At 26.8% G+C, this 23643-nt stretch carries 31 protein-coding genes; all 31 read right to left on the reverse strand.

The genetic code is table 11. The features are described 5' to 3' along the window. Positions 1-73: 73 nt before the first annotated feature. Positions 74-1780: a DNA repair protein RecN gene (gene recN / locus GPX08_RS14915; RefSeq protein ID WP_156627618.1), complete on the reverse strand. Its 1707-nt coding sequence runs from the start codon at positions 1778-1780 to the stop codon at positions 74-76. A 15-nt stretch (positions 1781-1795) separates the two neighbouring features. Beyond that, the gene (locus GPX08_RS14920; protein WP_156627619.1) at positions 1796-2245 is read right to left on the reverse strand and encodes an arginine repressor; all 450 of its coding nucleotides are present in this window, start codon (positions 2243-2245) and stop codon (positions 1796-1798) included. 1 nt (position 2246) lies between these two features. Continuing rightward, positions 2247-3098, reverse strand: a complete 852-nt coding sequence (locus tag GPX08_RS14925) for an NAD(+) kinase (protein WP_156627620.1) — start codon at positions 3096-3098, stop codon at positions 2247-2249. Between the two features lie 144 nt (positions 3099-3242). Further along, a complete protein-coding gene (locus GPX08_RS14930; RefSeq protein WP_156627621.1) occupies positions 3243-4052 on the reverse strand; it encodes a TlyA family rRNA (cytidine-2'-O)-methyltransferase in 810 nt (269 codons plus the stop codon). Between the two features lie 11 nt (positions 4053-4063). Continuing rightward, positions 4064-5923 carry a 1-deoxy-D-xylulose-5-phosphate synthase gene (gene dxs, locus GPX08_RS14935; RefSeq protein WP_156627622.1) on the reverse strand — a complete coding sequence of 620 codons (1860 nt, stop codon included), beginning with the start codon at positions 5921-5923 and terminating at the stop codon, positions 4064-4066. A 19-nt stretch (positions 5924-5942) separates the two neighbouring features. After that, complete coding sequence (locus GPX08_RS14940; RefSeq protein WP_156627623.1) at positions 5943-6818, reverse strand: polyprenyl synthetase family protein; 876 nt, start codon at positions 6816-6818, stop codon at positions 5943-5945. Beyond that, positions 6811-7023 carry an exodeoxyribonuclease VII small subunit gene (gene xseB, locus GPX08_RS14945; RefSeq protein ID WP_156627624.1) on the reverse strand — a complete coding sequence of 71 codons (213 nt, stop codon included), beginning with the start codon at positions 7021-7023 and terminating at the stop codon, positions 6811-6813. The genes GPX08_RS14940 and xseB overlap by 8 nt, the downstream gene beginning before the upstream one ends. A 119-nt stretch (positions 7024-7142) precedes the next feature. After that, positions 7143-8342: an exodeoxyribonuclease VII large subunit gene (locus tag GPX08_RS14950; RefSeq protein ID WP_156627625.1), complete on the reverse strand. Its 1200-nt coding sequence runs from the start codon at positions 8340-8342 to the stop codon at positions 7143-7145. Then, positions 8332-9180: a bifunctional methylenetetrahydrofolate dehydrogenase/methenyltetrahydrofolate cyclohydrolase gene (locus tag GPX08_RS14955; RefSeq protein ID WP_156627626.1), complete on the reverse strand. Its 849-nt coding sequence runs from the start codon at positions 9178-9180 to the stop codon at positions 8332-8334. Before GPX08_RS14955 ends, GPX08_RS14950 begins: the two co-directional genes overlap by 11 nt. A 22-nt stretch (positions 9181-9202) precedes the next feature. Beyond that, a complete protein-coding gene (gene nusB / locus GPX08_RS14960) occupies positions 9203-9607 on the reverse strand; it encodes a transcription antitermination factor NusB (RefSeq protein ID WP_156627627.1) in 405 nt (134 codons plus the stop codon). A gap of 132 nt (positions 9608-9739) precedes the next feature. Next, positions 9740-10126, reverse strand: a complete 387-nt coding sequence (locus tag GPX08_RS14965; RefSeq protein ID WP_156627628.1) for an Asp23/Gls24 family envelope stress response protein — start codon at positions 10124-10126, stop codon at positions 9740-9742. 81 nt (positions 10127-10207) lie between these two features. Continuing rightward, on the reverse strand, positions 10208-10738 hold the full coding sequence (locus GPX08_RS14970) for a SpoIIIAH-like family protein (protein ID WP_156627629.1): 531 nt from the start codon (positions 10736-10738) through the stop codon (positions 10208-10210). A 38-nt stretch (positions 10739-10776) separates the two neighbouring features. Next, positions 10777-11388, reverse strand: a complete 612-nt coding sequence (gene spoIIIAG / locus GPX08_RS14975; protein ID WP_156627630.1) for a stage III sporulation protein AG — start codon at positions 11386-11388, stop codon at positions 10777-10779. A gap of 13 nt (positions 11389-11401) precedes the next feature. Continuing rightward, positions 11402-11983 carry a stage III sporulation protein AF gene (spoIIIAF, locus tag GPX08_RS14980; RefSeq protein WP_156627631.1) on the reverse strand — a complete coding sequence of 194 codons (582 nt, stop codon included), beginning with the start codon at positions 11981-11983 and terminating at the stop codon, positions 11402-11404. 6 nt (positions 11984-11989) lie between these two features. Then, positions 11990-13213: a stage III sporulation protein AE gene (spoIIIAE, locus tag GPX08_RS14985; protein WP_156627632.1), complete on the reverse strand. Its 1224-nt coding sequence runs from the start codon at positions 13211-13213 to the stop codon at positions 11990-11992. Positions 13214-13221: 8 nt separating this feature from the next. Next, positions 13222-13605: a stage III sporulation protein AD gene (spoIIIAD, locus tag GPX08_RS14990; protein WP_156627633.1), complete on the reverse strand. Its 384-nt coding sequence runs from the start codon at positions 13603-13605 to the stop codon at positions 13222-13224. 8 nt (positions 13606-13613) lie between these two features. Beyond that, positions 13614-13811: a stage III sporulation protein AC gene (gene spoIIIAC, locus GPX08_RS14995; RefSeq protein ID WP_156627634.1), complete on the reverse strand. Its 198-nt coding sequence runs from the start codon at positions 13809-13811 to the stop codon at positions 13614-13616. Between the two features lie 15 nt (positions 13812-13826). Further along, positions 13827-14345, reverse strand: a complete 519-nt coding sequence (locus tag GPX08_RS15000) for a stage III sporulation protein SpoAB (protein ID WP_156627635.1) — start codon at positions 14343-14345, stop codon at positions 13827-13829. Then, a complete protein-coding gene (spoIIIAA, locus tag GPX08_RS15005; RefSeq protein WP_156627636.1) occupies positions 14333-15259 on the reverse strand; it encodes a stage III sporulation protein AA in 927 nt (308 codons plus the stop codon). Before spoIIIAA ends, GPX08_RS15000 begins: the two co-directional genes overlap by 13 nt. Positions 15260-15585: 326 nt before the next feature. Beyond that, positions 15586-15954, reverse strand: a complete 369-nt coding sequence (locus GPX08_RS15010; protein ID WP_156627637.1) for a hypothetical protein — start codon at positions 15952-15954, stop codon at positions 15586-15588. Between the two features lie 162 nt (positions 15955-16116). Continuing rightward, positions 16117-16674, reverse strand: a complete 558-nt coding sequence (gene efp / locus GPX08_RS15015; protein WP_156627638.1) for an elongation factor P — start codon at positions 16672-16674, stop codon at positions 16117-16119. 163 nt (positions 16675-16837) lie between these two features. Beyond that, a complete protein-coding gene (locus GPX08_RS15020; RefSeq protein ID WP_156627639.1) occupies positions 16838-17203 on the reverse strand; it encodes a hypothetical protein in 366 nt (121 codons plus the stop codon). Continuing rightward, positions 17200-17607, reverse strand: coding sequence for a hypothetical protein (locus GPX08_RS15025; protein ID WP_156627640.1), 408 nt, complete (start codon positions 17605-17607; stop codon positions 17200-17202). The genes GPX08_RS15020 and GPX08_RS15025 overlap by 4 nt, the downstream gene beginning before the upstream one ends. Beyond that, the gene (locus tag GPX08_RS15030; protein ID WP_156627641.1) at positions 17585-18226 is read right to left on the reverse strand and encodes a hypothetical protein; all 642 of its coding nucleotides are present in this window, start codon (positions 18224-18226) and stop codon (positions 17585-17587) included. Before GPX08_RS15030 ends, GPX08_RS15025 begins: the two co-directional genes overlap by 23 nt. Further along, complete coding sequence (locus GPX08_RS15035; protein WP_156627642.1) at positions 18226-18660, reverse strand: hypothetical protein; 435 nt, start codon at positions 18658-18660, stop codon at positions 18226-18228. Before GPX08_RS15035 ends, GPX08_RS15030 begins: the two co-directional genes overlap by 1 nt. Beyond that, the gene (locus GPX08_RS15040) at positions 18651-19091 is read right to left on the reverse strand and encodes a prepilin-type cleavage/methylation domain-containing protein (protein WP_156627643.1); all 441 of its coding nucleotides are present in this window, start codon (positions 19089-19091) and stop codon (positions 18651-18653) included. Before GPX08_RS15040 ends, GPX08_RS15035 begins: the two co-directional genes overlap by 10 nt. 7 nt (positions 19092-19098) lie before the next feature. Beyond that, the gene (locus tag GPX08_RS15045; RefSeq protein WP_156627644.1) at positions 19099-19527 is read right to left on the reverse strand and encodes a prepilin-type N-terminal cleavage/methylation domain-containing protein; all 429 of its coding nucleotides are present in this window, start codon (positions 19525-19527) and stop codon (positions 19099-19101) included. Further along, positions 19524-19991: a prepilin-type N-terminal cleavage/methylation domain-containing protein gene (locus tag GPX08_RS15050; protein ID WP_156627645.1), complete on the reverse strand. Its 468-nt coding sequence runs from the start codon at positions 19989-19991 to the stop codon at positions 19524-19526. The genes GPX08_RS15045 and GPX08_RS15050 overlap by 4 nt, the downstream gene beginning before the upstream one ends. After that, positions 19988-21043 (reverse strand): pilus assembly protein, encoded by a 1056-nt coding sequence (locus GPX08_RS15055; RefSeq protein WP_156627646.1) that lies wholly within the window; start codon positions 21041-21043, stop codon positions 19988-19990. Before GPX08_RS15055 ends, GPX08_RS15050 begins: the two co-directional genes overlap by 4 nt. Further along, complete coding sequence (locus tag GPX08_RS15060) at positions 21018-22406, reverse strand: type II/IV secretion system protein (protein ID WP_156627647.1); 1389 nt, start codon at positions 22404-22406, stop codon at positions 21018-21020. Before GPX08_RS15060 ends, GPX08_RS15055 begins: the two co-directional genes overlap by 26 nt. A gap of 243 nt (positions 22407-22649) precedes the next feature. Further along, positions 22650-23639 carry a hypothetical protein gene (locus GPX08_RS15065; RefSeq protein WP_156627648.1) on the reverse strand — a complete coding sequence of 330 codons (990 nt, stop codon included), beginning with the start codon at positions 23637-23639 and terminating at the stop codon, positions 22650-22652. Positions 23640-23643: the final 4 nt, after the last annotated feature.

A 23643-nucleotide genomic window follows, 5' to 3' on the forward strand; every position in this document is an offset into this window, starting at 1 on the left:
TAACTTTAAAAATATAAAAGACTAAAATCATGGTAATAAACCATGATTTTAGTCTGTTCATAATTTTATTAACTTATGTATTAATCATAAGCATTTTTTTAATTTCTTCTTTTTTCAAATCTGCAAAGGCTACCATTTCTGAAGCATTTTCCAGTGTAACATCACTGACATCATCACCACTAGTCATCTTTGCTATTTCTTTTATTTTTTCATACTTATTCAAAGTTCTGATTTTAGTATATGTTTTCCCATCTTCTACATCTTTTGATACAAAATAATGGCAATCAGAAAGAGCTGAAATTTGTGGCAAGTGAGTAATACATAGTACTTGATGCTTAACTGAAACCTCATACATTTTTTCTCCAACACGCTTTGCTATAGTTCCACTTATACCAGTGTCAATTTCATCAAATATTAATGTTGGAATTCTGTCCTTGTCCACAAAAACACACTTAATTGCAAGCATAATTCTAGATAATTCACCGCCAGAAACTACTTTTTCTAATACCTTTAATGGTTCACCAGGATTAGTTGAAATCATAAATGTTACATCATCAAAACCTCTTTGATTAAAAGAATTTGATTTTTCAATTAAAATTTTAATTTCAGCCTTTTCCATACCTACATAATTTAGTTCTGACTTTATCTTTTCTTCTAAGAACAAAGCTTTCTCTTTTCTTATATTATGCATTACTTCTGAAATGCTATTCATTTCTTCTTCTATCTTGATTTTTTTATTATTTAATTCATTAATTATTTCTTCAGAATTTATAAGCTCATCATATTGATTTTTCAACTTATCTAAATACTTAAGTATATCTTCAATAGACTCACCATATTTTTTCTTATATATACTTATCTCATAAATTCTAGAATTAATTTTTTCTAATTCAAATTCATCATAATATATTTCTGAAGACATATCTCTAAGTTCCCTTGATATTTCTTCTAAATTATATAATGACTCTTCTACCTTTTCTCTCTTTTCTTTTATCTTATCTAAATGTTCCTCAACCTTTGATAGTTCATTTACTACTTTAGCTATTCCTTCTACAACAGAAATTCCTTCCATAGGGCTTTCTAAAATACCATAAGACTTACTTAAAGCTAAAGAGATTTTTTCAGCATTAGAAAGTAAATTAAATTCTTCTTTTAAATTTTCTTCTTCATCAATTTTCAAATTTGCTTTTTCAATATCATCTATTTGAAACTTAACATAATCTATTAATTTTTCTCTATCTGTGTTTCCGTTTAACTCTTTAATCTTTTCATTTATAGAGTTATACTCACTTTGCAACTCTTGAAAAATCTTTAAATTATGATTTAATTCATTACCTATAAAATCATCTAAATATAAAATATGATAAGCTTTATTTAATAAATTTTGATTTTGATGTTGTCCATGTATATCTAATAATTTCTCTCTTATTCTTTTTAAATATGAAAGAACTATAGATTTACCATTTAACTTAACTATACTCTTGCCTGAAATAGTAGTTTCTCTAGATATAATTAATATATCATCTGTTATTTCTAATTCATTTAGAACTTCATAAATATCTTCATTTTCAATAGAAAAAACTGCTTCAACAAAAGTTTTATCTTCACCATATCTTATTAAGTCTTTAGAAAATTTACCTCCCAAAACATAGTCAATAGTATCTATTAATATAGATTTACCAGCACCAGTTTCACCAGATAATATATTAAATCCTTCTTTAAAATCAATAGACAATTCCCTGATTAATGCAAAATTCTTTATATTTAATTGCAATAACATAAAATATCACCTTATTTATAAAATCATTTTTCTTACTTTATCAACAAGCTCTTCTGCCTTATCTAAGCTTCTAGCTAAAATAAATATAGTATTATCTCCTGCAATAGTTCCTGCAACTTCAGTATCAAATAAAGTATCAATTGCTTCTGCAGCAGCTGATGCAGATCCTGTTAAAGTTTTTACTACAACAAAATTATCTACATTTTCTACAGAAACTGCAGCATTAGCTAATATACTAGATAGCTTATCATTTATGTCTTTAGATTCTTTAGATGAAGCTACATATTTATAGTTACCTGATGCCCCTTGCATCTTTATTAACTTTAAAATCTTAATGTCTCTAGAAACGGTTGCTTGGGTCACATCAAAACCGGCTCTTTTTAATTCATCAGCTAAATCTTCTTGAGTCTCTACATCCTTTTCACTTATAATTTCTAGTATCTTTGTATGTCTTTTTGATTTCAAATTAATCACCTTCACAATCTTTCCAATTATTTATAATTTTTGCCCTTAAGACCTTAAAATAATCATAGTCATCAAATAAAATAATGTTTGCATGTTCTTCTGCTTTTTTAATGCATATAGTTGCTTCATTGACATATCTTATTGCTTTTTGACCATCAAAAATTATATTAAATTCTTCTTCATTGTTTTCTACCTTAACTTCTATATTAGAGTTGCTGTTTAATACTATTGGCTGAATTCCAGTAGTATGAGCACATATAGGTGTTAAGGTAATTGCGTCTACAGTAGGATAAACAAAAGGACCTCCAGCAGAAAAAGAATATGCAGTTGATCCTGTAGGAGTAGCTACTATTAAGCCATCACCCTTAAAATTATAATATCTCTTACCATCAATGAAAATTTGAAATCTTATCATTCGTGATAAGCTTCCTCTAGATATAACTATATCATTTAATGCTAATGATTGACCTTTATTAATCTCCTTTGGAATATTAGATGTTAATAGAATTCTCTCTTGAATACTATACTCTGAAGCTTTTAGTTTCTTAAAAGCTAAATCAATATCTGAAAGTTCTATACTAGATAAAAACCCCAAATTCCCTATGTTAATACCTAAAATTGGAACATCTAGTTTTCCATTAATTCCTCTGGCTACACTTAATATAGTTCCGTCCCCACCAAGAACTATAATAAGATCTAATAAATGTTTAAACTCATAATTCATAATGTTATAACTATCTAGCATTAATATTTCTATATTTCCAAAATATTCTATAAGCTTTTCTTTTACCTTAATAGCATTTTTACTATTTTTATCTTTAGCCAAGTTAATTGCAATGGCAACGCTTCTCATAATCATGCCCCCTATACTTTATCTTCGCAAACTCTTAGCTCAATTAACAATTAATAATTAAAATTTGTAGATATATTTTATGCAAATTACTTTAATAGAATTATATTTGCATTATTGATAATTTTAATTGTATGAAAGCTATTTCTACAATAAATTGTGAGATTGCTCTACTATTGTATCTATATCACTAATATCGAAATTAGATTCTTTATTTTTATCTTTACTAAAATAAACTAAGTATTCGATATTTCCTTCAGGTCCCTTTATTGGCGAGTAGCTTACAGCAAGTATATTTAAGTTTTCTTTTATTAAAGCATCTACTATATCTGTAACTACTTCTTTATGAACAGCAATATCTCTAACTACGCCTTTTTTACCTACTTTTTCTCTTCCAGCTTCAAATTGAGGCTTAATTAGAGCAACTACTTCTCCATCATCCTTTAAAAGATTTAGTGTAGCAGGCATTATTTTCTTTAAAGAAATAAAGGAAACATCAATAGATGCAAAGTCAACTTTCTCTCCAATGTCTTCAGTAGTAACATATCTTATATTAGTTCTTTCCATACATACTACTCTTGGATCTGTCCTTAGTTTCCAAGCAAATTGTCCATATCCTACATCTATTGAAAATACCTTCGTAGCATGATTTTGTAACATACAATCTGTAAATCCACCTGTAGATGCTCCTATATCCATGCACACCTTATCTTCTAAAGATAGCCCAAATTCCTTTATTGCCTTTTCAAGCTTTAATCCACCTCTGCTTACATAAGGAATTTCCTGACCTTTAAAAATTATATCTGCATCTATAGAAACTTTTTCTCCGGCTTTATCAACTCTTTGCCCATCAACAAAAATTTTCCCAGCCATAATACTAGTCTTAGCTCTTTCTCTTGATGTAAATATTCCTTTTTCAACTAATAGTATATCAAGTCTTTCTTTTTTCCCAGACATCTTTATCTCCTTTATTTATTCAGTTCTATAATAGCTCTTGCTATCCCTTCAGGATCTAAATTATTTTCTTTATATAATAAGTTAACATCACCTTGATGAACAAACTTATTTATATACCCCATAGCCTTAAATTTATTTTTAAATCCATTTTCATAAAGATTCATTAAAACATAGCTACCAAAACCACCATTTGTAACATTATCTTCAATAGTAACTACAGCATTATCACTCGATGCAATTTCCTTTAACATTTCTATGTCTAATGGTTTAATAAATGTAGCATTTATTATAGTTGGATTAATTCCTTCTTTTAGAAGAATTTCCTTAGCTAATAAAGTATGTTGTAACATTTTACCTGTAGCTATTATAGTTATTTTTTCACCTGAATTTATCTTTTCCCACTTGCCATAATTTATTTCCTTTAAAGGAGTAATATCATTATAGCTATCTCCACCTCTAGGGTATCTTAGAGCAACTGGTCCATTTTGTTTTAATGCAAATTCTAGCATTGGCTTTACTTCATCTGTATGCTTCGGTGCAAGTATAGTCATATTTGGAATTTGTGATAAATATGATATATCAAATATTCCTTGATGAGTTTCCCCATCATCTCCTACTAATCCTGCTCTATCAATAGCAAATACTACTGGCATATTTTGAATACATACATCATGTATAACTTGGTCAAAAGCTCTTTGTAAAAATGTTGAATATACAGCAAAAACAGGCTTCATATTAGCAGCTGCTAAACCTGCTGCAAATGTAGTTGCATGTTGCTCAGCTATTCCAACATCAAAGAATCTATCTTTATAAATACTTGCAAACTCTTTAAGTCCTGTTCCATCTGGCATTGCTGCTGTTATAGCAACAACTCTTTCATCTTCCTTAGCTATTTCAATCATAGCATTTCCAAAGGCTTTTGAATAATTCATCTTGCTTGATGTATTGGATTCTCCACTTTCTAAGTCAAAAGGACTTACTCCATGGTATTTATTAGGATTCTTCTCTGCAAGCTCATATCCTTTTCCTTTACTTGTAACTACGTGTATAATAACAGGCCCATCTATTTCTTTCGCCTTTTCTAACACTTCGTTCATTGTCTCTATATTATGTCCATCAATAGGACCTATATATTTCAATCCCATATCTTCAAATAACATTGAAGGAACTACAAATTGCTTAACACTATCTTTAAATCTTGAAATATAATCAGCAAGCTTTTCACCTGCTTTTGATGTTTTTAAAGTTTCATTTATATTTGATTTTAACTTATTATATCTAGGCTCCATCCTTAGCTTATTTAAATGTGTTGATAATCCCCCAACATTATTAGCTATGGACATTTGATTATCATTCAAAATAATTATAACTTTAGTCTTTTTATCTCCTACGTCATTTAAAGCTTCTAAAGCCATTCCACCTGTTAAGGCTCCATCACCTATTACAGCAATGACTTCATTTTTTTCCTTTCGTATATCTCTTGCTCTAGCCATACCTAGGGCTGCAGATATAGAAGTACTACTATGCCCAGTATCGAAGGCATCATACTTACTTTCACATCTCTTTGGGAATCCACTTAAGCCATTATATTTTCTTAAGCTTACAAATTTGTCTTTTCTTCCAGTTAAGATTTTATGAATATAACATTGATGTCCAACATCCCATATTATTTTGTCTTTATCTAAGTCAAAACTTTTAAACAAGCTTATAGTTAGTTCTACAACTCCTAGATTAGAAGCTAAATGTCCACCAGTTTTTGATACACTCTCAATTAAGAATTCTCTTACCTCTGATGCTAATACTTCTAATTCAACGTTTGTTAAATCTTTTACTCCTAAAGGAGAGGTAATATTATCTAATATTCTACCCATACTTAAACCTTTCTTTCTGTTAAAATTCCCTATTTAATAAATCTATAGTTAATTCCTTTAATTCTAAAGCTTCTACAGAAAGGCTGTCTAACAACTCTATACATTCATTGGTCAAATTAACACATTCTCTTTCACAATATTCTAATCCAAAAAGAGAAATGAAGTTTGACTTATTCTTATTCTCATCACAATTTATGTTTTTGCCTAATTTTTCTACGTCACCAACAACATCTAAAATATCATCCTTTATTTGGAAAGCTAATCCAAGCTTTAATCCAAAATTATTTAGAATTTCAATATCTTCCTTAGGAGCATTAGCAAAAATTGCTGCTGCTACTATTGAAACCCTAATTAATTCACCTGTTTTTTTACTATGCATATATAAAAGCTCTTCTTTAGATATTGCTTTATCTTCATTTATTATATCTACAATTTGACCACCAATCATACCTTCAGGTCCTGCTGCTTCAGCAATTTCCCTTGAAGCAAGTAAAGCTCTTTCACCATTATTTAAAGAAAACTTCATAAGTAAGCTCATTGCTTCATTTAATAAAGTATCTCCAGCCAAAACAGCTATATTTTCTCCAAATTTTTTATGATTAGTTGGCATACCTCTTCTTAAATCATCATCATCCATACATGGCAAATCATCATGAATTAGAGAATAAGTGTGAATCATTTCTATTGCTGCTGCCATTTCTATTACATCTTTATAACTATTATTATATAACTCTGAAGTTAATAAAAATAATAATGGTCTAACTCTCTTACCACCTATTATTAAACTATAACTTGCTGAATCATATATAATCTTATTATAACTTCCTTTGTCATTAAAATACAAATTTAAATATTCATTAATATAATCTCTATATAATTTAACTTTATTACTCATTCTTTAGCTCCACTTCCATATTTTCTTTAATTACAGTGATTTTTCCTTCTAAAGAATTCAGTGTCTTATATAATTTATTAATTAATTTTATTCCACTTTCGTATTCCTTCATTAACTCTTCAAGAGGTAACTCGTTTTTTTCCATTTTATCTAATGTTTCCTGAATACTAATTAACATATCTTCATAACTTTCTTTTTTAGCCATAAATAATCTACTCCCTTTATATATATGTTTCAATAAATATATTAAATCAATGTAAGTTCTATAAATTAAAATAAGAAAAACTCATAAACTAAAATATCATAATTGAAAGCATATATTATTTAAATATTATTAGTAATTTTAGCTTTTACCTTACCATCTTTAAACATTATTTGAATTTCATCATTTTCGTTAACACTTTCTTTTGATGAAATAATATTTCCTCTGTCATCCTCTACAATTGTATATCCTTTTTTTAATACATTTAAAGGATTGTGAGCTTCCAATAAATCATTTAATGCCTTAATTTTAAGCTTTTCTCTCTCTATTCTATTACTAACTATTTTTTTCATTTTTTCATGAGTTCTATCAATTTCTAAAAAGGAATTAGATATTAAAACTTCAGGACTATTTAAATTTAAAATTCTTTTGATATTTAATAACTTTTCCCTTTGATAATCTATTTCACTATTGACTATATTATTTATTTTATCAAAGCTATCTTTAACATAATTTCTAATATCGCTTTCAAGTGGTACAGCTACTTCTGCTGCTTGAGAAGGTGTAGCTGCTCTAAAATCGCTAACAAAATCAGAAATAGTATAATCTACTTCATGACCAACTGCTGATATTATAGGTAGCTTAGAATTAAATATCTCTTTTGCAAGTTTCTCTTCATTAAAGTTCCAAAGTTCTTCTAAAGAACCTCCACCTCTACCTATAATTATAGTATCAACATTTTTTTCTTTATTAAAATACTTTATTCCTTCAATTATTGTATTATAAGCTCCCTCTCCTTGAACTACTGCAGGATATAGCACAATGTCAACTAGCGAATTTCTTCTTTTAGTTACATTAATTATATCCCTAATAACAGCTCCAGTTTCTGAAGTTACAACACCTATTCTATTTGGGAACCTAGGTATAGGCTTTTTATTAATTAAGTCAAAGTACCCTTCTTTTTCGAGCTTCTTCTTTAATTCTTCAAACTTAATATGAAGTTCACCTAAACCCTCTTTTTGTAAGCTATCTATATATAATTGAAGAGATCCAGTACCTTGATAAATAGAACATCTAGCTCTAGCAACAACTTGCATACCATCCTCTAATTTAAAATCTAAAGAATAAGCATTTCCCTTAAACATCACACAGTTTATCTTACTTGTTGTATCTTTTAAAGAAAAATAAATATGTCCACTACTATGATACTTTAAGTTAGATATTTCACCTTTTATAACAAGGTTACTTAAAATGAAGTCATTATCTAATATCTTTTTTATATAATTATTAACTTCACTAACGGTTAAAGCTTTAATTTTCATTATTTTCTAACGCCTCACAAGAATTTTTAATAAGTAATGTTGTAGTTAACGCTCCAACACCACCTGGTACTGGTGTTATCATTTTCACTTTGTCAGAAACTCTTTCAAAGTTTACATCTCCAGTAATTTTTCCATTTAATGATGATGTTCCTACATCTATAACTATAGAATTTTCATTAACAAAGTCTTCATTTAAATAATTTGCTCTTCCTATAGCCACTACTATTACATCTGCATTTTTGCATATCTCTTGAAGATTCTTAGTTCTAGAGTGACAAATAGTTACTGTAGCATTCTTATTTAATAGTAGTTGAGCAACTGGCTTACCTACAATATTACTTCTACCAATTACCACTACATTCTTACCTTCTAGTTTAATTTCGTACTTATCTAATAAGGTTACTACTGAATTAGGAGTACAAGGTAAAAATACTTTTTCACCACAGTATAGCTTACCTTGGTTTTCATATGTTAAACAATCAATATCTTTATAAGATGATATAGTGTTAATTACTTTCTTTTCATTCATTCCCTTTGGCAAAGGTAATTGAAGGATTATTCCATCTACATTATCATCATTGTTTAATCTTTCTATTTCATTAATTAAATGATCTTCTGAAATATTTTCTTCTAATAATAACTTTTTAAAATCTACCCCAAGTGAAGTTGCTATCTTTTCTTGATTGTTAATGTAAAATACTGAACCACCATCATTACCAACTAGAATTGAAACTATACTTGGAACTCTAAGTCCATTGTTTTTTCTCATATTTACAAAATTTCTTATTTCTTCTTTAACCTCTAAGGCTACTTTTTTCCCATCTATAATCATTCCCATAAAATCGCCCCCATTATCTTTACTATAAACTTTTAAGTACTTTATCTAATACTGCATTAATAAAAGAAACACTCTTTTCATCTGAATATTTCTTAGTAATTTCTATTGCTTCGTTAATTGCAACGCTTCCTGGTACATCATCTAAGTATAACATTTCTGCAATTGATAATCTTAATATTGAAAGATTAACCTTTGATATTCTTTCAAACTTCCAATTAGTTAAGGCTCCTTCAATTTTCTTGTCTATTACAGCTTTATTTTCTTCTACTTTAGATAATATTTCATTTATATATTCTAAATCTATAGTGCTTAACTTCATTTCATAGTCTTCTTTAAATGTAGAAATAGTTTCTTCTAATGTGTTTTTACTTAATGTCATTCCAAATAATAATTCCATTGCTATTTCTCTAGATTTTTTTCTATTCATTATATCCTCCTAAGTGTTGTTAATAATAGTATTATTAATTATTAACCTTTTAAAACTTTCTAATCATAAATATACTACAACAAATTTATTTAAAGTACAAGAAAATACCCTCTGAAAAATCAGAGGGTTAAATTAATTTTCTTTTCTGTCTTCTTTCTCAGTTTTCGGTACAAAAATGCTTTGAACATTTATATTAACTGAAGAAACTTTTAATCCCGTCATAGTTTCAACCGTTCTCTTAACATTTTCTTGAACTGCTCCTACAACTTCAGGTATCTTAACACCATATTCAACTGCTAAGTTTAAATCAATTATAGCATAATCTTCATTTAGTGTTACTCTTACGTTTTTTCCTAGGTTTTTCTTACCTTTTAATAATTGTGATATGTTGCTACCAACTAGGTGCTGTAAATCTTCTACACCATTTATTTCTTCTGCTGCGATTCCAGCTATAACACTAACAACTTCATCAGAAATTTTAACAATTCCTAAGTTTTCATCATAGTTCATATTATTCATACTAATACCTCCTAAGTGTTTCAAAACCGAAACTCTTTCATATGTTAATTATAACAAAGCAAAGTTTATATTACAATGTATTTATTTTTTAGATTCTATTATTACGTCACTTATTCCTGATATATTTTCAGCAATTTCTTGGATTGAAGCTGTATCTGAATCTGTAAGTTCTTCTGCTTTTACTACTATTCTTACATTATTACCTTCTATTGAACATAATACATCTTCATAGCCCTTATTTTTAACACTTACTTCTATTCTTCCTTCTTTGTCCATTGACATTGTCTTTTCTAATCTTTCATTAGTTGCAAGATCTTTTGCTTCTTGTGAAGTTTTTTCATCTCCAATTAATGCATCTAAATTTTGTATAGTGATTGCATCCTTTTGATCTTTTTCACTTCTTAATCCAAAGAAATAATCTTGGCTACCTAAAGTTTCCTTATCCTTGTCCTTATCTTTATCCTTTTCTTCTTCAGTTCCTTGCTGAGAAATTACTTGACTGAAATCTGTTGGATCATTTAGTCCAGTCTTATTTATTCTTGCTGCTATAACCCCTACACAAACTATAAGAGCCATAAGTGTAAAAATAATTCCAAATTGTTTTTTTGTCATAAAATCTTCCCTCCATCTATTTTACATTTTATTATATGCTAGCTTTTCATTGGATATACATTCACTTTATCTATAGATATTCCATAAAGACTAGATACTGCAACTTGTATATCATACTTAACCTTAGCACTACTAGCACCATCTGCAACTATTAATACCCCTGTAATTTCAGGTTTATTAACTTGAAGAATATATGGTTCATTTTTAGAGCCATCACCAGCCATTACTACTTTACTTCCTCCATTCTGTGTTTCATTAGTTCTTTTTCCGCCTTGACTATCTGTTTCTTCTGTAATAGTTTCTTGTGTAGTTTTTTCTGTCGCAGGTACTTTTACATCTCCACTTTTGAAATAAATCATTACATCTACTTCACCAACATTATCTATATTAGAAAGTAGTTTCTTAAGTTCATCTTTTTCATTTTCTTCATAGCTATTGATTGTTGACTCTGCTTTTTTCTCTAGTTCATTACTAGCATTACTGCTTACCTTAGTACTTGTATCTTCAGCTGATTGCTTCTTTCTTGTATTAGTTAAAAAACTAATAGCTAGTAATACAAAAGCTAAAATTAAAACTATAACTACAATATTTAAGAATTTTTTATCATTAACTATTTTAGCTATATCTTTTTTAAGATCACCATTACCCATTTTCTCACTCCCATTAATTTAATCTATATACCAGTATCTTATCTTCAGAAATTTTAAGTGTTTCTTTTAAATATTCAATTATTTCTTTCTTATTTTTAACATTTTCACTATTTGAAGAAACCTCTGTGCTTTCTTCTTCATTAATTATTATCTGCTCTACCTTAAGTATTCCTTTATCTTTTACACCAACATCAATCTTATAAATGGAGTATTCTATATTATCCATATCTACTTCACCTTGAATTTTAACCTTAAATTCAGAATCACTATATTTTTCCTTTAATAGTCTATTTAAATTATCTTCTATATTTTTCATTACAACCTTATTTCTATTATCTTTATTACTTTCAAAAGTACTAGAAACACTTACATCTTCTTTTGGCATTGAAATATAGTTATTTATTGTACTTGTAAGCTCTTCTTCTCCTTTTCCTATTAATTTTATTAATGGAGAAATCATAACAGCTATTAAAATACTTCCAAGTACAAATCTAATATATTTTTTCATACCATTATCAGGAGAAATCAATTCTATTGCAGATATTAATATAAGCATAGTAACTAGGGTTATAACAAAACCTTTTATTTCTTCCAATGATTATCAACCTCCTACTACAAACTTTCCTGCAGATGCCATAATTGCTAATAGTACAAAAAACATTAGACTTACTGAAAGTACACATGACATAATAAGTACTAATGAATCTCCCGCAGATGCTATAGAACTTGTTATCCTTTTATCACTAATAGGTTCAATTACAGCTGCTGTTAACTTATAAACAAAGGAAATTAATAAAAGCTTTATTACTGGATATAACATCATCAAAACAATCACTAATAACCCTATAGAACTAATTGCATTTTTAATAATTAATGAATAACCAGCAACAGAAGAAATAGCATCGGAAAAGGCTTTCCCTACTATAGGTATAAAATTATCTATTGCAAATTTAGCAGTCTTTAAAGTAACTACATCTATAGTCGATGAGGTTATTCCTCTTACTGTAAGTAATCCAATAAATAGGGTTAAAATTATTCCTTGAAGCCATATAGTTATTTGTTTTGTTAATTTGCATAAGTTACTAATTTTATGTTCTGTTGAAATATTATTTGTAAATTCTAATACGAAATTAATTAATATTAATGGAATAATTATACTCATATATATTCTAGGCACAAAAATTGTTGCTCCTAAAATAATAGGATCCATCGTTGCTGCTTGTGTAAATCCTCCTATAGTGCCAAGCATCATTACCAATACAGGCATTATAGCTCCCATAAAGTCCGATAAGCTCTTAATTATATCAACAGCTATTGAAATAGAAACAATAAAGCTTTTTGACAAAATAATTATCAGTATGGAATAGCAAGCAAAAAAAGCAACATTTGATATACTTTCATTTGAGAAAGCTGATTGTAAATTTTTAAGAAGTGAACATATAATTGCTATTACTATTATACTTATTGATAAAGCAAGTACAGTTTTTACTTCTTTAAACATAAAACTTATTAATGCATTACTTATTTCTTTTACAGATATACTACTTTCACCATTTTTTATATATTCTTTAATGTATTGAACTGGATCTAAGTCGTTCATTATCTCTGTATCAGACTTAATATTATTTATATAATTGTATAAATTATTTAGCTTATTAGTAGTTTGTTCATCTTGAATAAAACTTTCATCATTTAAACCTTGACTATTTTCACTATTATTTCCACCTTCAATAGCTAAAACTTCTTTAAATCCTATATTAATAAAAATTATACAGGTAAAAATGAAGATGCAAATTAATTTACTACCTTGTCCCCTCTTTAACATATCTCCTCCTATAATATTTGTAATATAGATTGAAGAACAGCCATTAAGATAGGTATCGCTAAGGTTAATATTAATATTTTAGCTGAAAATTCAACCTTACTTGCTATACTACTAGCCCCTGCATCTTTACATATCTCACTACAAAAAGTTGCTAAATATGATATAGCAAGTATCTTTATGACTAAACCAATATATACAATATCTACATTTGCCTTATTTGATATATCTTTTATAAAGTTTAAAACATCACTAATACTTGACGTAATAAATAAAAATAAAAGAATACCAGCTGCCAATGATACAAGAATAGCTACATCATGTCTTCTATCCTTCAGCATAAGAAATAAAAATAAGGCAACTAAGGCAAAAGATACAATTTTAATTATTTCCATATCATCACCTAAAACATAAACATAGTTCTTACAGAATTAAATAAATCAGTTATTAGCCCAATAACTGTGATTAATATAATTACAATTCCTGCTATATTAGTTATCACTGCTATATCATCTTTGCCACTTGCCTTTAAAACCTTGTCAATTACAATTAGTAAAACACCCATAGCCCCAATCTTAAATAATATACTTATGTCTAGCATTTATTCCCCTCCTAATTAAATGAAAAAAATTGATATCATTGCTCCTACACACATACCTATAACCCTGTACATTTTTGAATTCTTCTTTGATAGCTCTTCAGCTATATTACAATTTATTTTTAAATTCTCTATAGTTAAGTTAAAAATCTTATCTTGACCATATACTCCTGTTTCTCCTAGTCCCTTAAAGAAATCCTTTATAATAGCCTTATCCTCATCCTTTAAGAAATACTGCTGTCTATTATTTCTATACTCATTTTCAAATGCAGAGTAAACACTCTCTACTTCATTATTGTTAAGTCTAGAAGATACATTATTTAATGTTAATTTAATAGGATCTTCGACTTTTTGAGATATATAGCTTAAGGCTTCAGGCAATGGAGTATTTGCATAAATCACTTCATTATTTAAGAAAAGAAGTGCCTTTAATATTTCTTTAAGTTGTTTACTTCTCTTTTTAAAGGTTTCTCCATAATAATATCCAATGAAACTACTACAAAAGAATATAATAATTACGGCTATTATTTTAAGCATTTTACATCACCACTTCCTTCTACTGAATAAATATTTTCTATAGTACCTGGACCTCTTCTGTTGCTTAATACTATTATTCTATCTAAGATAGAATTTTCAAGTAAATCTTTAAATACAGCCCTTTTATATACATCATCAATGCTATATCCATGAATAGTTACAATAATATTTACTCCTGAATTAAAAGCCATATTTAATGCTTCTATCTCACCATATGTTCCAATTTCATCACATATTATTATTTCAGGTGATAAACTTCTTATAGCCATTATCATTCCATCTTTCTTAAAACAATTGTCTAATATATCTGTTCTCATCCCTATATCTAATTGGGGTACCCCATTAAAACAAGAAGCTATCTCACTTCTCTCATCTATTATAGAAACTTTCTTTCCCTTTAAGTTGTTAATAGCCATTCCATTAGATATATTTCTAGCTATATCCCTTAGAATTGTTGTCTTCCCACATTTAGGTGGTGATACAATTAAAGTATTTAAAATACTATTATTTTTAGTAATATATCTCATTACTTCATTAGAGCATCCTTTTACTTCATGGCAAATCCTTATATTTAATGAAGATATATTTCTAATAGTCCTTACTTCACCTTTATTTAACACACATTCACCAGCAATACCTATTCTATGTCCGCCCTTAATTGTGATATAACCTTGCCTAATTTCCTCTTCATATGCATATAAAGAATAATTAGAAATCCTCACTAATATTTGTTTTAAATCATCTATACTAGGAATAAATCTTAATATTATTTCCTTATCAGATAGGTTTACTATAACCGGTTTATTTGCTTTTATCCTTATCTCTTGAACTGCTAAGTTATTTAAAAAAGTATCCTTTAGTTCATCTACTAAATTTAAAGGTAGTAACTTTAATACTTCCTCCTGATTTTTCAAACTTTATCACTTCCTTTTCTATAGTTATATTTAAGATTATTTCTATCTATCAAATAATATTCATACATTTATTTAAATATGTAAAATATTTAATTTTAATTTAAATAAAAAAGCTTCAAATAATATTAGTCAACTCTACATTAAATCTCTTCAAAGTAAATTAGACTATATTATTCAAAGCTTTATTAAGCAATCTTTAATATTATTTTTGAAATGAAAAGGAGCTGTAACCGACAGATCTTATCTGACAATTACAACTCAAAAAATCATTTCAGCAATTTCAATCTAATTGCTACATAAAAATTGTTAATTCTTAATTTTAACTCCTATTTCTCAATGGCATTTTTATTACAGAAAGGACACGGTATACTATTGCTATTGCTTATAGTAGATCCTTCTACAAATAAAGGTTTATTGCAGTTTTTACATTTAATTTCTACATACTCTTCTTCAATTTCCATTAAATCTTCAATAGATACTTCTTCAAAAAGTTCATCTTGTAAACCAATAATATCTTCATCAATATACTTAACATTTTCTTCTAAAGAATCTTGTCTATCAGATAGATTACTTACTTCTTCGGATAGTATGTTTATTAAAGATAGAATACTGTTAAAAACTTCCTTATTCTTGTTGTCTTCAATATTAGAAACTTCTTTTCTTAATAATTCAATTTTATTTTTTATATCTTTCATTTCTTCACATCCTTAAAATAGAACTATTTTATCTAATTATACCTTAATAATTAAATTAAATAAAATCAATCTATGTTAAAACTATGTTCTTTAATATAAAATAAGTGGAAGCATTAATACTTCCACTCTTTAAACATTAAGAATTAATCTTATTATGTAAGATTATACTCTTTCCATGTACTCTCCAGTTCTAGTATCTACTCTGATTACATCTCCTTCATTAACAAACATAGGAACATTTACAACTGCTCCTGTTTCTAATGTAGCAGGCTTCATAGCATTAGTAGCTGTGTTTCCTTTTATTCCTGGATCAGCTTGAGTAATTAATAATTCAACAAAGTTAGGAGCTTCAACTGAGAAAGCTTCACCCTTATAAAACTTAATTACGGCAAACATATTTTCTTTAATAAACTTAATAGCATCTTCAACTTTCTCATAATTTAGTGGAATTTGTTCAAAAGTTTCTTGATCCATGAAGTAGTATAATTCTCCATCTGAATAAAGGTATTGCATTTCTTTTCTTTCTATTACAGCTTCTTGTAATTTAGTAGTTGGGTTAAAAGTAGTATCAGTAACACCACCAGAAATTACGTTTCTTAACTTAGTTCTTACGAATGCTGCTCCTTTTCCAGGTTTAACATGTAAGAAGTCTATTACTGTAAAAACTTGTCCTTCATACTCGAATGTAGTACCTTTTCTTAAATCTCCTGCTGATATCATTAAATATCCCTCCAAAAACTTTATTCCATATTTAGGATAACATTTATTCACCTAAATAGTCATAATCTTAACATTGATTATGATATAACAAAAATATTTTATCAAAATTCACAAATAAATGCAATTCTTTATATAAACTTATCCTAATTTATATTATCTATATTTACTTGTTTACTAAATCCAATTCGAGAAATATTTTTTCATTACTATATTTCAAATTATAATTTTCAACATTATAGCTAGATAAGCTATTTAAGGCATACTGAATCTCATCTTTCTTACCAGAAACTTCTGCTTTAATTCTCCATTTATTATCTTCCTTGCTATAGTTTAATATTTCTATATTTTTAATTAGGTTAAATTCATTCTCTATTTCTTTAATATATTTTGCATTTTTCACTTCTGTTATACTAGTTTCTAAAGTTTCATTTTTATTTATTTCTGTTAATTTTCTATTATTAAATAATAGAATACATTGAATAACTGTAAAAAATAAAATTACTGAATATATAAGTTCTCTTTTTTTCATATACTACCCTCAACTATATATGATTCTTCACTAATTTTTTTAATAGAATTAATTTTAAAATTACTATCCTCTTCTAAGTAATATATTATTTCTTTATTTTTCACTTCTATAGAAGCAGATCCATTACTAAAACTAAGCGATATGATGTCATCATTTAAATAATCGATAAACTTCAATATATCATCTTTTTTTTGATCTTTAACTTCTATATTAGTACTTATAACCTCTACTGACTGATTTTTATTTAGATTATCTCTTAAAGTTTCTATTGATTTTGGTAAAGCTATAAAATTAATAATTAATAATAGTAAAATATACGCACTATTTCTATATCTTTCCTTATTTTTCTTTTCATTTATATATTCTCTTGGAATAAAATCTTTATTTTTTATATATCTTCTCATATATACCCTCGACTAAATTAATGCTATATACTTTAAAGCTTTCGCTTAATCCTAAAGACAACTCTTCATTTACTGTATTATCTATTATTAATATATTCACATCATTTAGTAACTTAATATTTTCATAGATTTCCTCTTTATTCGTAACTATTATAGAGTTTTCTATATATCCTTCTTTCAATAAAATCATATGAAATATACTGTTAATCTTAAATACTATAATAGAGTTTTTTAAGTTTTTATTTTTTCTTATTACTTTATTTTTAATGTAAAACTGAATAGAATCTACAGTTAATTCTTTAGTATTATTACATAGTAGCCCTACATTATTATTTCTAATGGAATACAAATAGACAATCCTATCTTTTTTGTTATACTCATAATTAAACAAAAAATTTTCTATATCAGAAAAATCTTCATCAATCTTCTTTTCGATAAAATCTTCTATCTTTACTTTATTAGAATTCAAACTATATTTTTTAATTAATAATATCTGTGATAAAAATACTATATTTCTTTTGTTCAAAAGCTTATCTACTAGTTCTTTACAGTTATTTTTCTTATACTCATTCCCTTTATAAATATAATTATCTTTATATATTCCAATATTGCTAACCATTAGCTTCCTCCATAAATATACTGAGTTTTATAAGTTGATGGAGAAAAAAGATATTCCTTATCTCTATTTTCATCTAAACCTATATATATTTTTGAACTATTTTTAGTTTTTGTAATGTAATATTTATTATTTACCTTTTCTAAGGCATATTTTTTAAGACTTGAATCAATTTCCTTTATTTCTTTATTCAGATTCTGTATATCATTTAATACTTCAGAATTATTTTTTACTTTTACATTCAATATGTCTAAATAAGCTTCATCATCAATACTTAAAGACTTTACATCTGAATATGTATAGTATTGCTGTGATCTTAAATAATTGTTTAAAATAAACTTTAAAGATATGTTTGATATTACAATTATCAGCATAAATATAATTATTGTTTCTACTAAGGAAAATCCCTTTTTCTTTTTCATTACTTTTATATGCATATTATTCTTTCTTCACCTTTTACATCGGTTATTTTTAAATAGTTTATATTTTCTTTTTTATAGACTTCAAAATTTGATACTTTTCTCATAAGTACATTTACACCATTACCTAAATAACCATTAGTAATAATTACTATATTATCGCCTCTTAACATAATCTTTTTTTCAATAGTACTTTCTTGAAAATGATTTATCTTATATTTTATTATTATTTCATCACTAATAGCATTATCTACTACATCAATAGACGTAATCATATCTGTTTTCAATAATCTATCTAAGTTTAAAAGTGCATCATCAAAGGCATTGTTGTATTTTATGTTCTCTATTAGTTTATTGTAATTATTATAGGCAGCCTTTATTGTATTAGAAGCTATAGTTAAAATAATAAGATGGATAAACAAAGATATCATTACTTCAACAAGTGTCATAGCCTTCTTATTTTTTCTCCATCCAATAAGACTTAATAAATTCCCTTTCAGCTAAAACACCTCCATTATCATCCTTAACCTTAATAGAGTACTTATATATTAGAGTTTTATCCTCACTATCTTCTTTAGTTATATCATTTATTCTTTTAAGAATTATATCATCTCCTCTTTCTAAAGCAGTAAGAGGTTCCTGAATTAATATATTTAAAATATCCTTTGAATATCTAAAAGTTAACTCTTCACCTAAATCTCTAAAATTATTATTATATTTAGCTTCATTTTCTATAGCATAAGCTATTCTTTCAGCTTCTTCTTTCACTTTTCTTTTATTTAACGCTTTAGTACTCATTATTATAATTTGGCTTACAATAGTTAGAGCCATCAAAATAATTGCAAGTGAAACAATAACTTCTACTAAAGTATTACCTTTTTTCAATCTATAATATCTCCTTCATTCTTATCACTAACCCTTATAATATCATTTCCTACTGATACCTTTATTTCAAAAAATTTATTATTAAAATTATTTCTAATATTAATAGTACCTGCTTTTGTAATAAATCCCTCTTCATTGACAGTATTATTTCCTCCAAAATTGCTTCCTATTTCAAGACTATCTTCAAGCTCAATAACTTTTTTAATAGGAGCTTTTCTATTATCTACTGTAAAAGTTATACTTTTTCTATCACTAGCAACTATAAGATTCCCATATATCTTATTTTTCCTACAATAAGCCTTACTAAAGCTTAATAAATCCCTTACTTCTAAGACCGTGCTATTTAACTTCATCTCTTCTAATGAACTCTTATAAAATTTATATCCTAAAGTAGATAAACTAGTTAAAACTATAATTATAGATAATACAACTATTAATTCAACTAAGGTGTACCCCTTCTTCATTGAAACCCTCCATCAAGTAAGGCTCCAAATAAAGGCATTATAAAAATGAGCATGAAGATAACTACAAAACCGCCCATGATAATTACAGAAACTGGTTGCAGTATAGCCATATACCTATTAATCCTTGAAATCAATCTTTTCTCTAGGTACATACTTAAAGATTCAAGTCTTTCGTCCATAGATCCACCCTCTTCCCCAAGTTTAATTATAGATTTAGTATAGTTTGAATACTCTCCTTTCCTTTTGATAGTATCTGATATACTTTCACCTTTTAAAATACTTGAATTCAGAAAGATGAATCTATCTTTTAAATCTCTATTCTTAAAACTTGTAGATGAATAAACTAACCCATTAGATAAATTTACTCCACTTTTTATAATTATTGATAAAATAGATATAAAGACAAATTCGATAAACTCCTTATATATTCCAATACTATTTAATAAAATAATTATCTTATTTTTAAGTAATGATTTATAAATTAAATAAGGTATTATTATTCCCCAACACAGAAAATATATTATAAATATAAGAGGCTCCCTCTTTATAAAATTAGAAAAATCATAACACAACTTAGATATTAAAGGCTCAACTATATTTAAGCTTATATAAAATTCATGAAGACTTGGAATAGTATATAGAATCATAAAGATAACTACTAAAATAGTAGCTACAAATAGAAAAGTGGGATATGATAAAGTATTCTTCGTAGTATTTCTTATAAAACTAATTTTATCATAGTACTTTTCTAATCCTATTAATACTTCATAGAGATTGCCACTCTTTTCTCCCAATGCTATCATTCCTATAAAGAACTCTGGATACAATTCACTATAATCTTTAAATGCATCACTTAATGATTTGCCCTCTAATACTGAAACTTTAATTTTATCTAAACTCTTCAAGTAATTTTTATTTAAAGGAAGCTCTTTAAGCAAATCAAATATTAAAATCAAAGAAATACCTTCTTTATGTAAAAGAGCCATATTGCTAGCTATTAAACATAAATTACTATAGCTTACTTTATTAAATGATAATTTTATTTTCCTCATAGTTTAGTCCTTCTTCTAATAAAAAATTATTATAATCCAGATAGGTAATATCTCCTTTTATAAATAAGTCCTCTAAATTGCTTATCATTTCATAATTACTAAGCTCGATTATTTCCTGGTAAATATTTGAAATTATTTTCTTAATTTTATCATCTATATAAACTACAGAACTTACAACAGTCCTTCCTTTATAGCCAGTATAGTTACATAACTTACAACCCTTTTTCTTAAAAGCCTTTACTTTCCTATTCCTAAATATTAATTCTTTATCTACTTCCTTACACTCATTACATAATACTCTAATTAATCTCTGAGAAATTATACCGACTATAGAGTCCTTTATTAAATATTGCTTTATTCCCATATCTTCTAGCCTATAATAAACTTCCCTAGGCGTTTTAGTATGAATAGTTGAGTAAACTTTATGCCCTGTTAACGAAGCTGTAACTACCAAACTTGCCGTTTCTTCATCCCTTATTTCACCTATCATCAAAATATCTGGATCTTGTCTTAATATACTTCTAAGTCCATTAGCAAAAGTAATATTAGCCTTCCTATTTAAACTTACTTGATTAACTCCTTTAATCAAAACTTCAACTGGATCCTCTAAAGTTGTGATATTTACTTCACCTCGATTAATTTCCTTCAAAATAGAATACAAAGTTGTTGATTTACCACTTCCAGTTGGACCATTAACCAATACTAAGCCATTTTTTAAAGCTATAATTTTATTAAGCCTTTCTCTTTGGTCCATAGTCATATTTAAAGTTTTTAAGTCATGACAAAACACTTCTCCATATAATATCCTTATTACTAGCTTTTCTCCATAAGTTATAGGTATTGTTGATATTCTTAAGTCATACACCTTACTTATTATTGTAATTGTTGATTTTCCATCTTGAGGACGCCTTCTTTCTGTTATATCCATATTACCTAGCACTTTAATCCTAGATAAAAGCCTTTGATATTCTAATTCTGTTATCTTTCCATATGAAATTAAAATCCCATCAATTCTTATTCTAATTAGAATATCATTCTTTTGAGGCTCAAAATGAATATCAGAGGCATTAGTCATTATTGCTTCTTCCACTATCTTATCTAATAAATTTTCATCTTCACCTAGAAAAACATTATTTATTAGGTTAACAACATAGTCTTTATCACTAATAATTGCTTTAATCTTTTTATTATATAGAAACTCCAGTTCGTTTTTATTTAATTTACTATCTTCACTTGAAGCTACTAATACTATTACTTCATCTCCTTCTATATACAGAGGAAGAATACAGTTTTCCATAGCCTTAAGTTTATTAATTTTTCTAGTTACACTTAAATCAATTTTATTTATATCCAATTTTTTCATTACATCACCATTAAAATTCTGTCCATTATTAAGGCTTTTAAACAGGTCTTTATAATTTAAATCCAATTATTTATATAAATATTTATATTAAAATATAGGACTCTAATACAAATATCTAGCTTACATATCTTAAATAAATTATCTAAAAGAATTTTAATAATTATTTTAGTTTCTAGTTTATATCTATTTATATTAAATTCTATATAAATAAAAGAGCTGCATTAATGCAGCTCTTTTAATCAATTAATTAAAATCTATAAAATAATATTTTCCTTCACTAGCTTCAAGTGATGATATAGTTTCATCTACAGAAACATATAGTTTTTCTGTATCACCATCATCTCCTCCTACAAATATTATATTTCCATCATTATCTCTTGATAATCCTTTTTCAAGATTAATTAATTTAGGAAAATCATAAATTAATCTTTTAATAGAATTATTACTATATTTGTACAAGGAGTAATTATTGTTTTCAAGTTTTCCTAAAATATATATACCATATTTACTAACTTCAACATCACTTACTTCAACTATCTTATCAATTGTTTCTACTAATTCACCTTGATTGTTTATTACTTTTAAATATCTTTCCTTATTATCTTTTTCTTGAACTATAATTAAATTCTCCTCAATAGCTTTTAGGTACTCTACATAACCTAGGTCTAATTTAAATAATAAGCTTTCTTTTTTTTCAGATATATTATATGTAAAAATCCCATTATTTTTATTATCATCTATCCCATAGTATACTAATGTATCTTCATCTAGCCAATCTAGTAACTCTCCAGATATTACAACATTACTATTAAAATCAACATAGCTACCACTTTCTATATCTTTTATTTTTAAATCTAAATATCCATCTTTTATAAAGTAAGAAAGATATTTCCCTCCTACAGATATCTTGGATGATACAATAGCTTCACCTTCTTCAATAGCATATTCTTTTGATGAACTATGAACCTTCACAACGCCATTGTCATTAAAAACAAAAGTACCAGAGATTTCATCAAAATAAGTTATAATATAATCTGTTTCTAAAATCTCATACTTATTATCCTTTAAATTATATATCTTATACTCACCAGAGTTTTCTATAGCAATTGCACCTTTAGAAATCTCTATCGTAGGTTCCTCAACCACAGTACTGTTCTTACAACCTAAAATAGAAATATTCATTAAAATAATAAACCCACTAAGGAAAACTTTTTTTCTCCTTCTTTTATTCATTTTA

The sequence above is a fragment of the Clostridium tertium genome (assembly GCF_902652255.1).
GTDB classification, from domain to species: Bacteria; Bacillota; Clostridia; order Clostridiales; family Clostridiaceae; genus Clostridium; species Clostridium tertium_A.

Excerpts from the sequence above, each read along its gene's own strand:
- GPX08_RS15050 (WP_156627645.1), bottom strand. The coding sequence starts at position 19,991 with ATGAAGAAGGGGTACACCTTAGTTGAATTAATAGTTGTATTATCTATA.
- GPX08_RS15035 (WP_156627642.1), bottom strand. The coding sequence starts at position 18,660 with ATGCATATAAAAGTAATGAAAAAGAAAAAGGGATTTTCCTTAGTAGAA.
- spoIIIAG (WP_156627630.1), bottom strand. The coding sequence starts at position 11,388 with ATGGGTAATGGTGATCTTAAAAAAGATATAGCTAAAATAGTTAATGAT.
- GPX08_RS14955 (WP_156627626.1), bottom strand. The coding sequence starts at position 9,180 with ATGGGAATGATTATAGATGGGAAAAAAGTAGCCTTAGAGGTTAAAGAA.
- GPX08_RS15020 (WP_156627639.1), bottom strand. The coding sequence starts at position 17,203 with ATGAAAAAAAGAGAACTTATATATTCAGTAATTTTATTTTTTACAGTT.
- GPX08_RS14930 (WP_156627621.1), bottom strand. The coding sequence starts at position 4,052 with ATGTCTGGGAAAAAAGAAAGACTTGATATACTATTAGTTGAAAAAGGA.
- recN (WP_156627618.1), bottom strand. The coding sequence starts at position 1,780 with ATGTTATTGCAATTAAATATAAAGAATTTTGCATTAATCAGGGAATTG.
- GPX08_RS14925 (WP_156627620.1), bottom strand. The coding sequence starts at position 3,098 with ATGAGAAGCGTTGCCATTGCAATTAACTTGGCTAAAGATAAAAATAGT.
- xseB (WP_156627624.1), bottom strand. The coding sequence starts at position 7,023 with ATGGCTAAAAAAGAAAGTTATGAAGATATGTTAATTAGTATTCAGGAA.
- spoIIIAD (WP_156627633.1), bottom strand. The coding sequence starts at position 13,605 with ATGGAAATAATTAAAATTGTATCTTTTGCCTTAGTTGCCTTATTTTTA.
- GPX08_RS15040 (WP_156627643.1), bottom strand. The coding sequence starts at position 19,091 with ATGACACTTGTTGAAGTAATGATATCTTTGTTTATCCATCTTATTATT.
- GPX08_RS15000 (WP_156627635.1), bottom strand. The coding sequence starts at position 14,345 with ATGCTTAAAATAATAGCCGTAATTATTATATTCTTTTGTAGTAGTTTC.
- GPX08_RS15065 (WP_156627648.1), bottom strand. The coding sequence starts at position 23,639 with ATGAATAAAAGAAGGAGAAAAAAAGTTTTCCTTAGTGGGTTTATTATT.
- GPX08_RS15055 (WP_156627646.1), bottom strand. The coding sequence starts at position 21,043 with ATGAGGAAAATAAAATTATCATTTAATAAAGTAAGCTATAGTAATTTA.
- GPX08_RS14970 (WP_156627629.1), bottom strand. The coding sequence starts at position 10,738 with ATGACAAAAAAACAATTTGGAATTATTTTTACACTTATGGCTCTTATA.
- GPX08_RS14940 (WP_156627623.1), bottom strand. The coding sequence starts at position 6,818 with ATGAGTAATAAAGTTAAATTATATAGAGATTATATTAATGAATATTTA.
- spoIIIAE (WP_156627632.1), bottom strand. The coding sequence starts at position 13,213 with ATGTTAAAGAGGGGACAAGGTAGTAAATTAATTTGCATCTTCATTTTT.
- efp (WP_156627638.1), bottom strand. The coding sequence starts at position 16,674 with ATGATATCAGCAGGAGATTTAAGAAAAGGTACTACATTCGAGTATGAA.
- spoIIIAC (WP_156627634.1), bottom strand. The coding sequence starts at position 13,811 with ATGCTAGACATAAGTATATTATTTAAGATTGGGGCTATGGGTGTTTTA.
- GPX08_RS15010 (WP_156627637.1), bottom strand. The coding sequence starts at position 15,954 with ATGAAAGATATAAAAAATAAAATTGAATTATTAAGAAAAGAAGTTTCT.
- GPX08_RS14950 (WP_156627625.1), bottom strand. The coding sequence starts at position 8,342 with ATGAAAATTAAAGCTTTAACCGTTAGTGAAGTTAATAATTATATAAAA.
- nusB (WP_156627627.1), bottom strand. The coding sequence starts at position 9,607 with ATGAATAGAAAAAAATCTAGAGAAATAGCAATGGAATTATTATTTGGA.
- GPX08_RS15030 (WP_156627641.1), bottom strand. The coding sequence starts at position 18,226 with ATGGTTAGCAATATTGGAATATATAAAGATAATTATATTTATAAAGGG.
- GPX08_RS15025 (WP_156627640.1), bottom strand. The coding sequence starts at position 17,607 with ATGAGAAGATATATAAAAAATAAAGATTTTATTCCAAGAGAATATATA.
- dxs (WP_156627622.1), bottom strand. The coding sequence starts at position 5,923 with ATGGGTAGAATATTAGATAATATTACCTCTCCTTTAGGAGTAAAAGAT.
- GPX08_RS15060 (WP_156627647.1), bottom strand. The coding sequence starts at position 22,406 with ATGAAAAAATTGGATATAAATAAAATTGATTTAAGTGTAACTAGAAAA.
- GPX08_RS14965 (WP_156627628.1), bottom strand. The coding sequence starts at position 10,126 with ATGAATAATATGAACTATGATGAAAACTTAGGAATTGTTAAAATTTCT.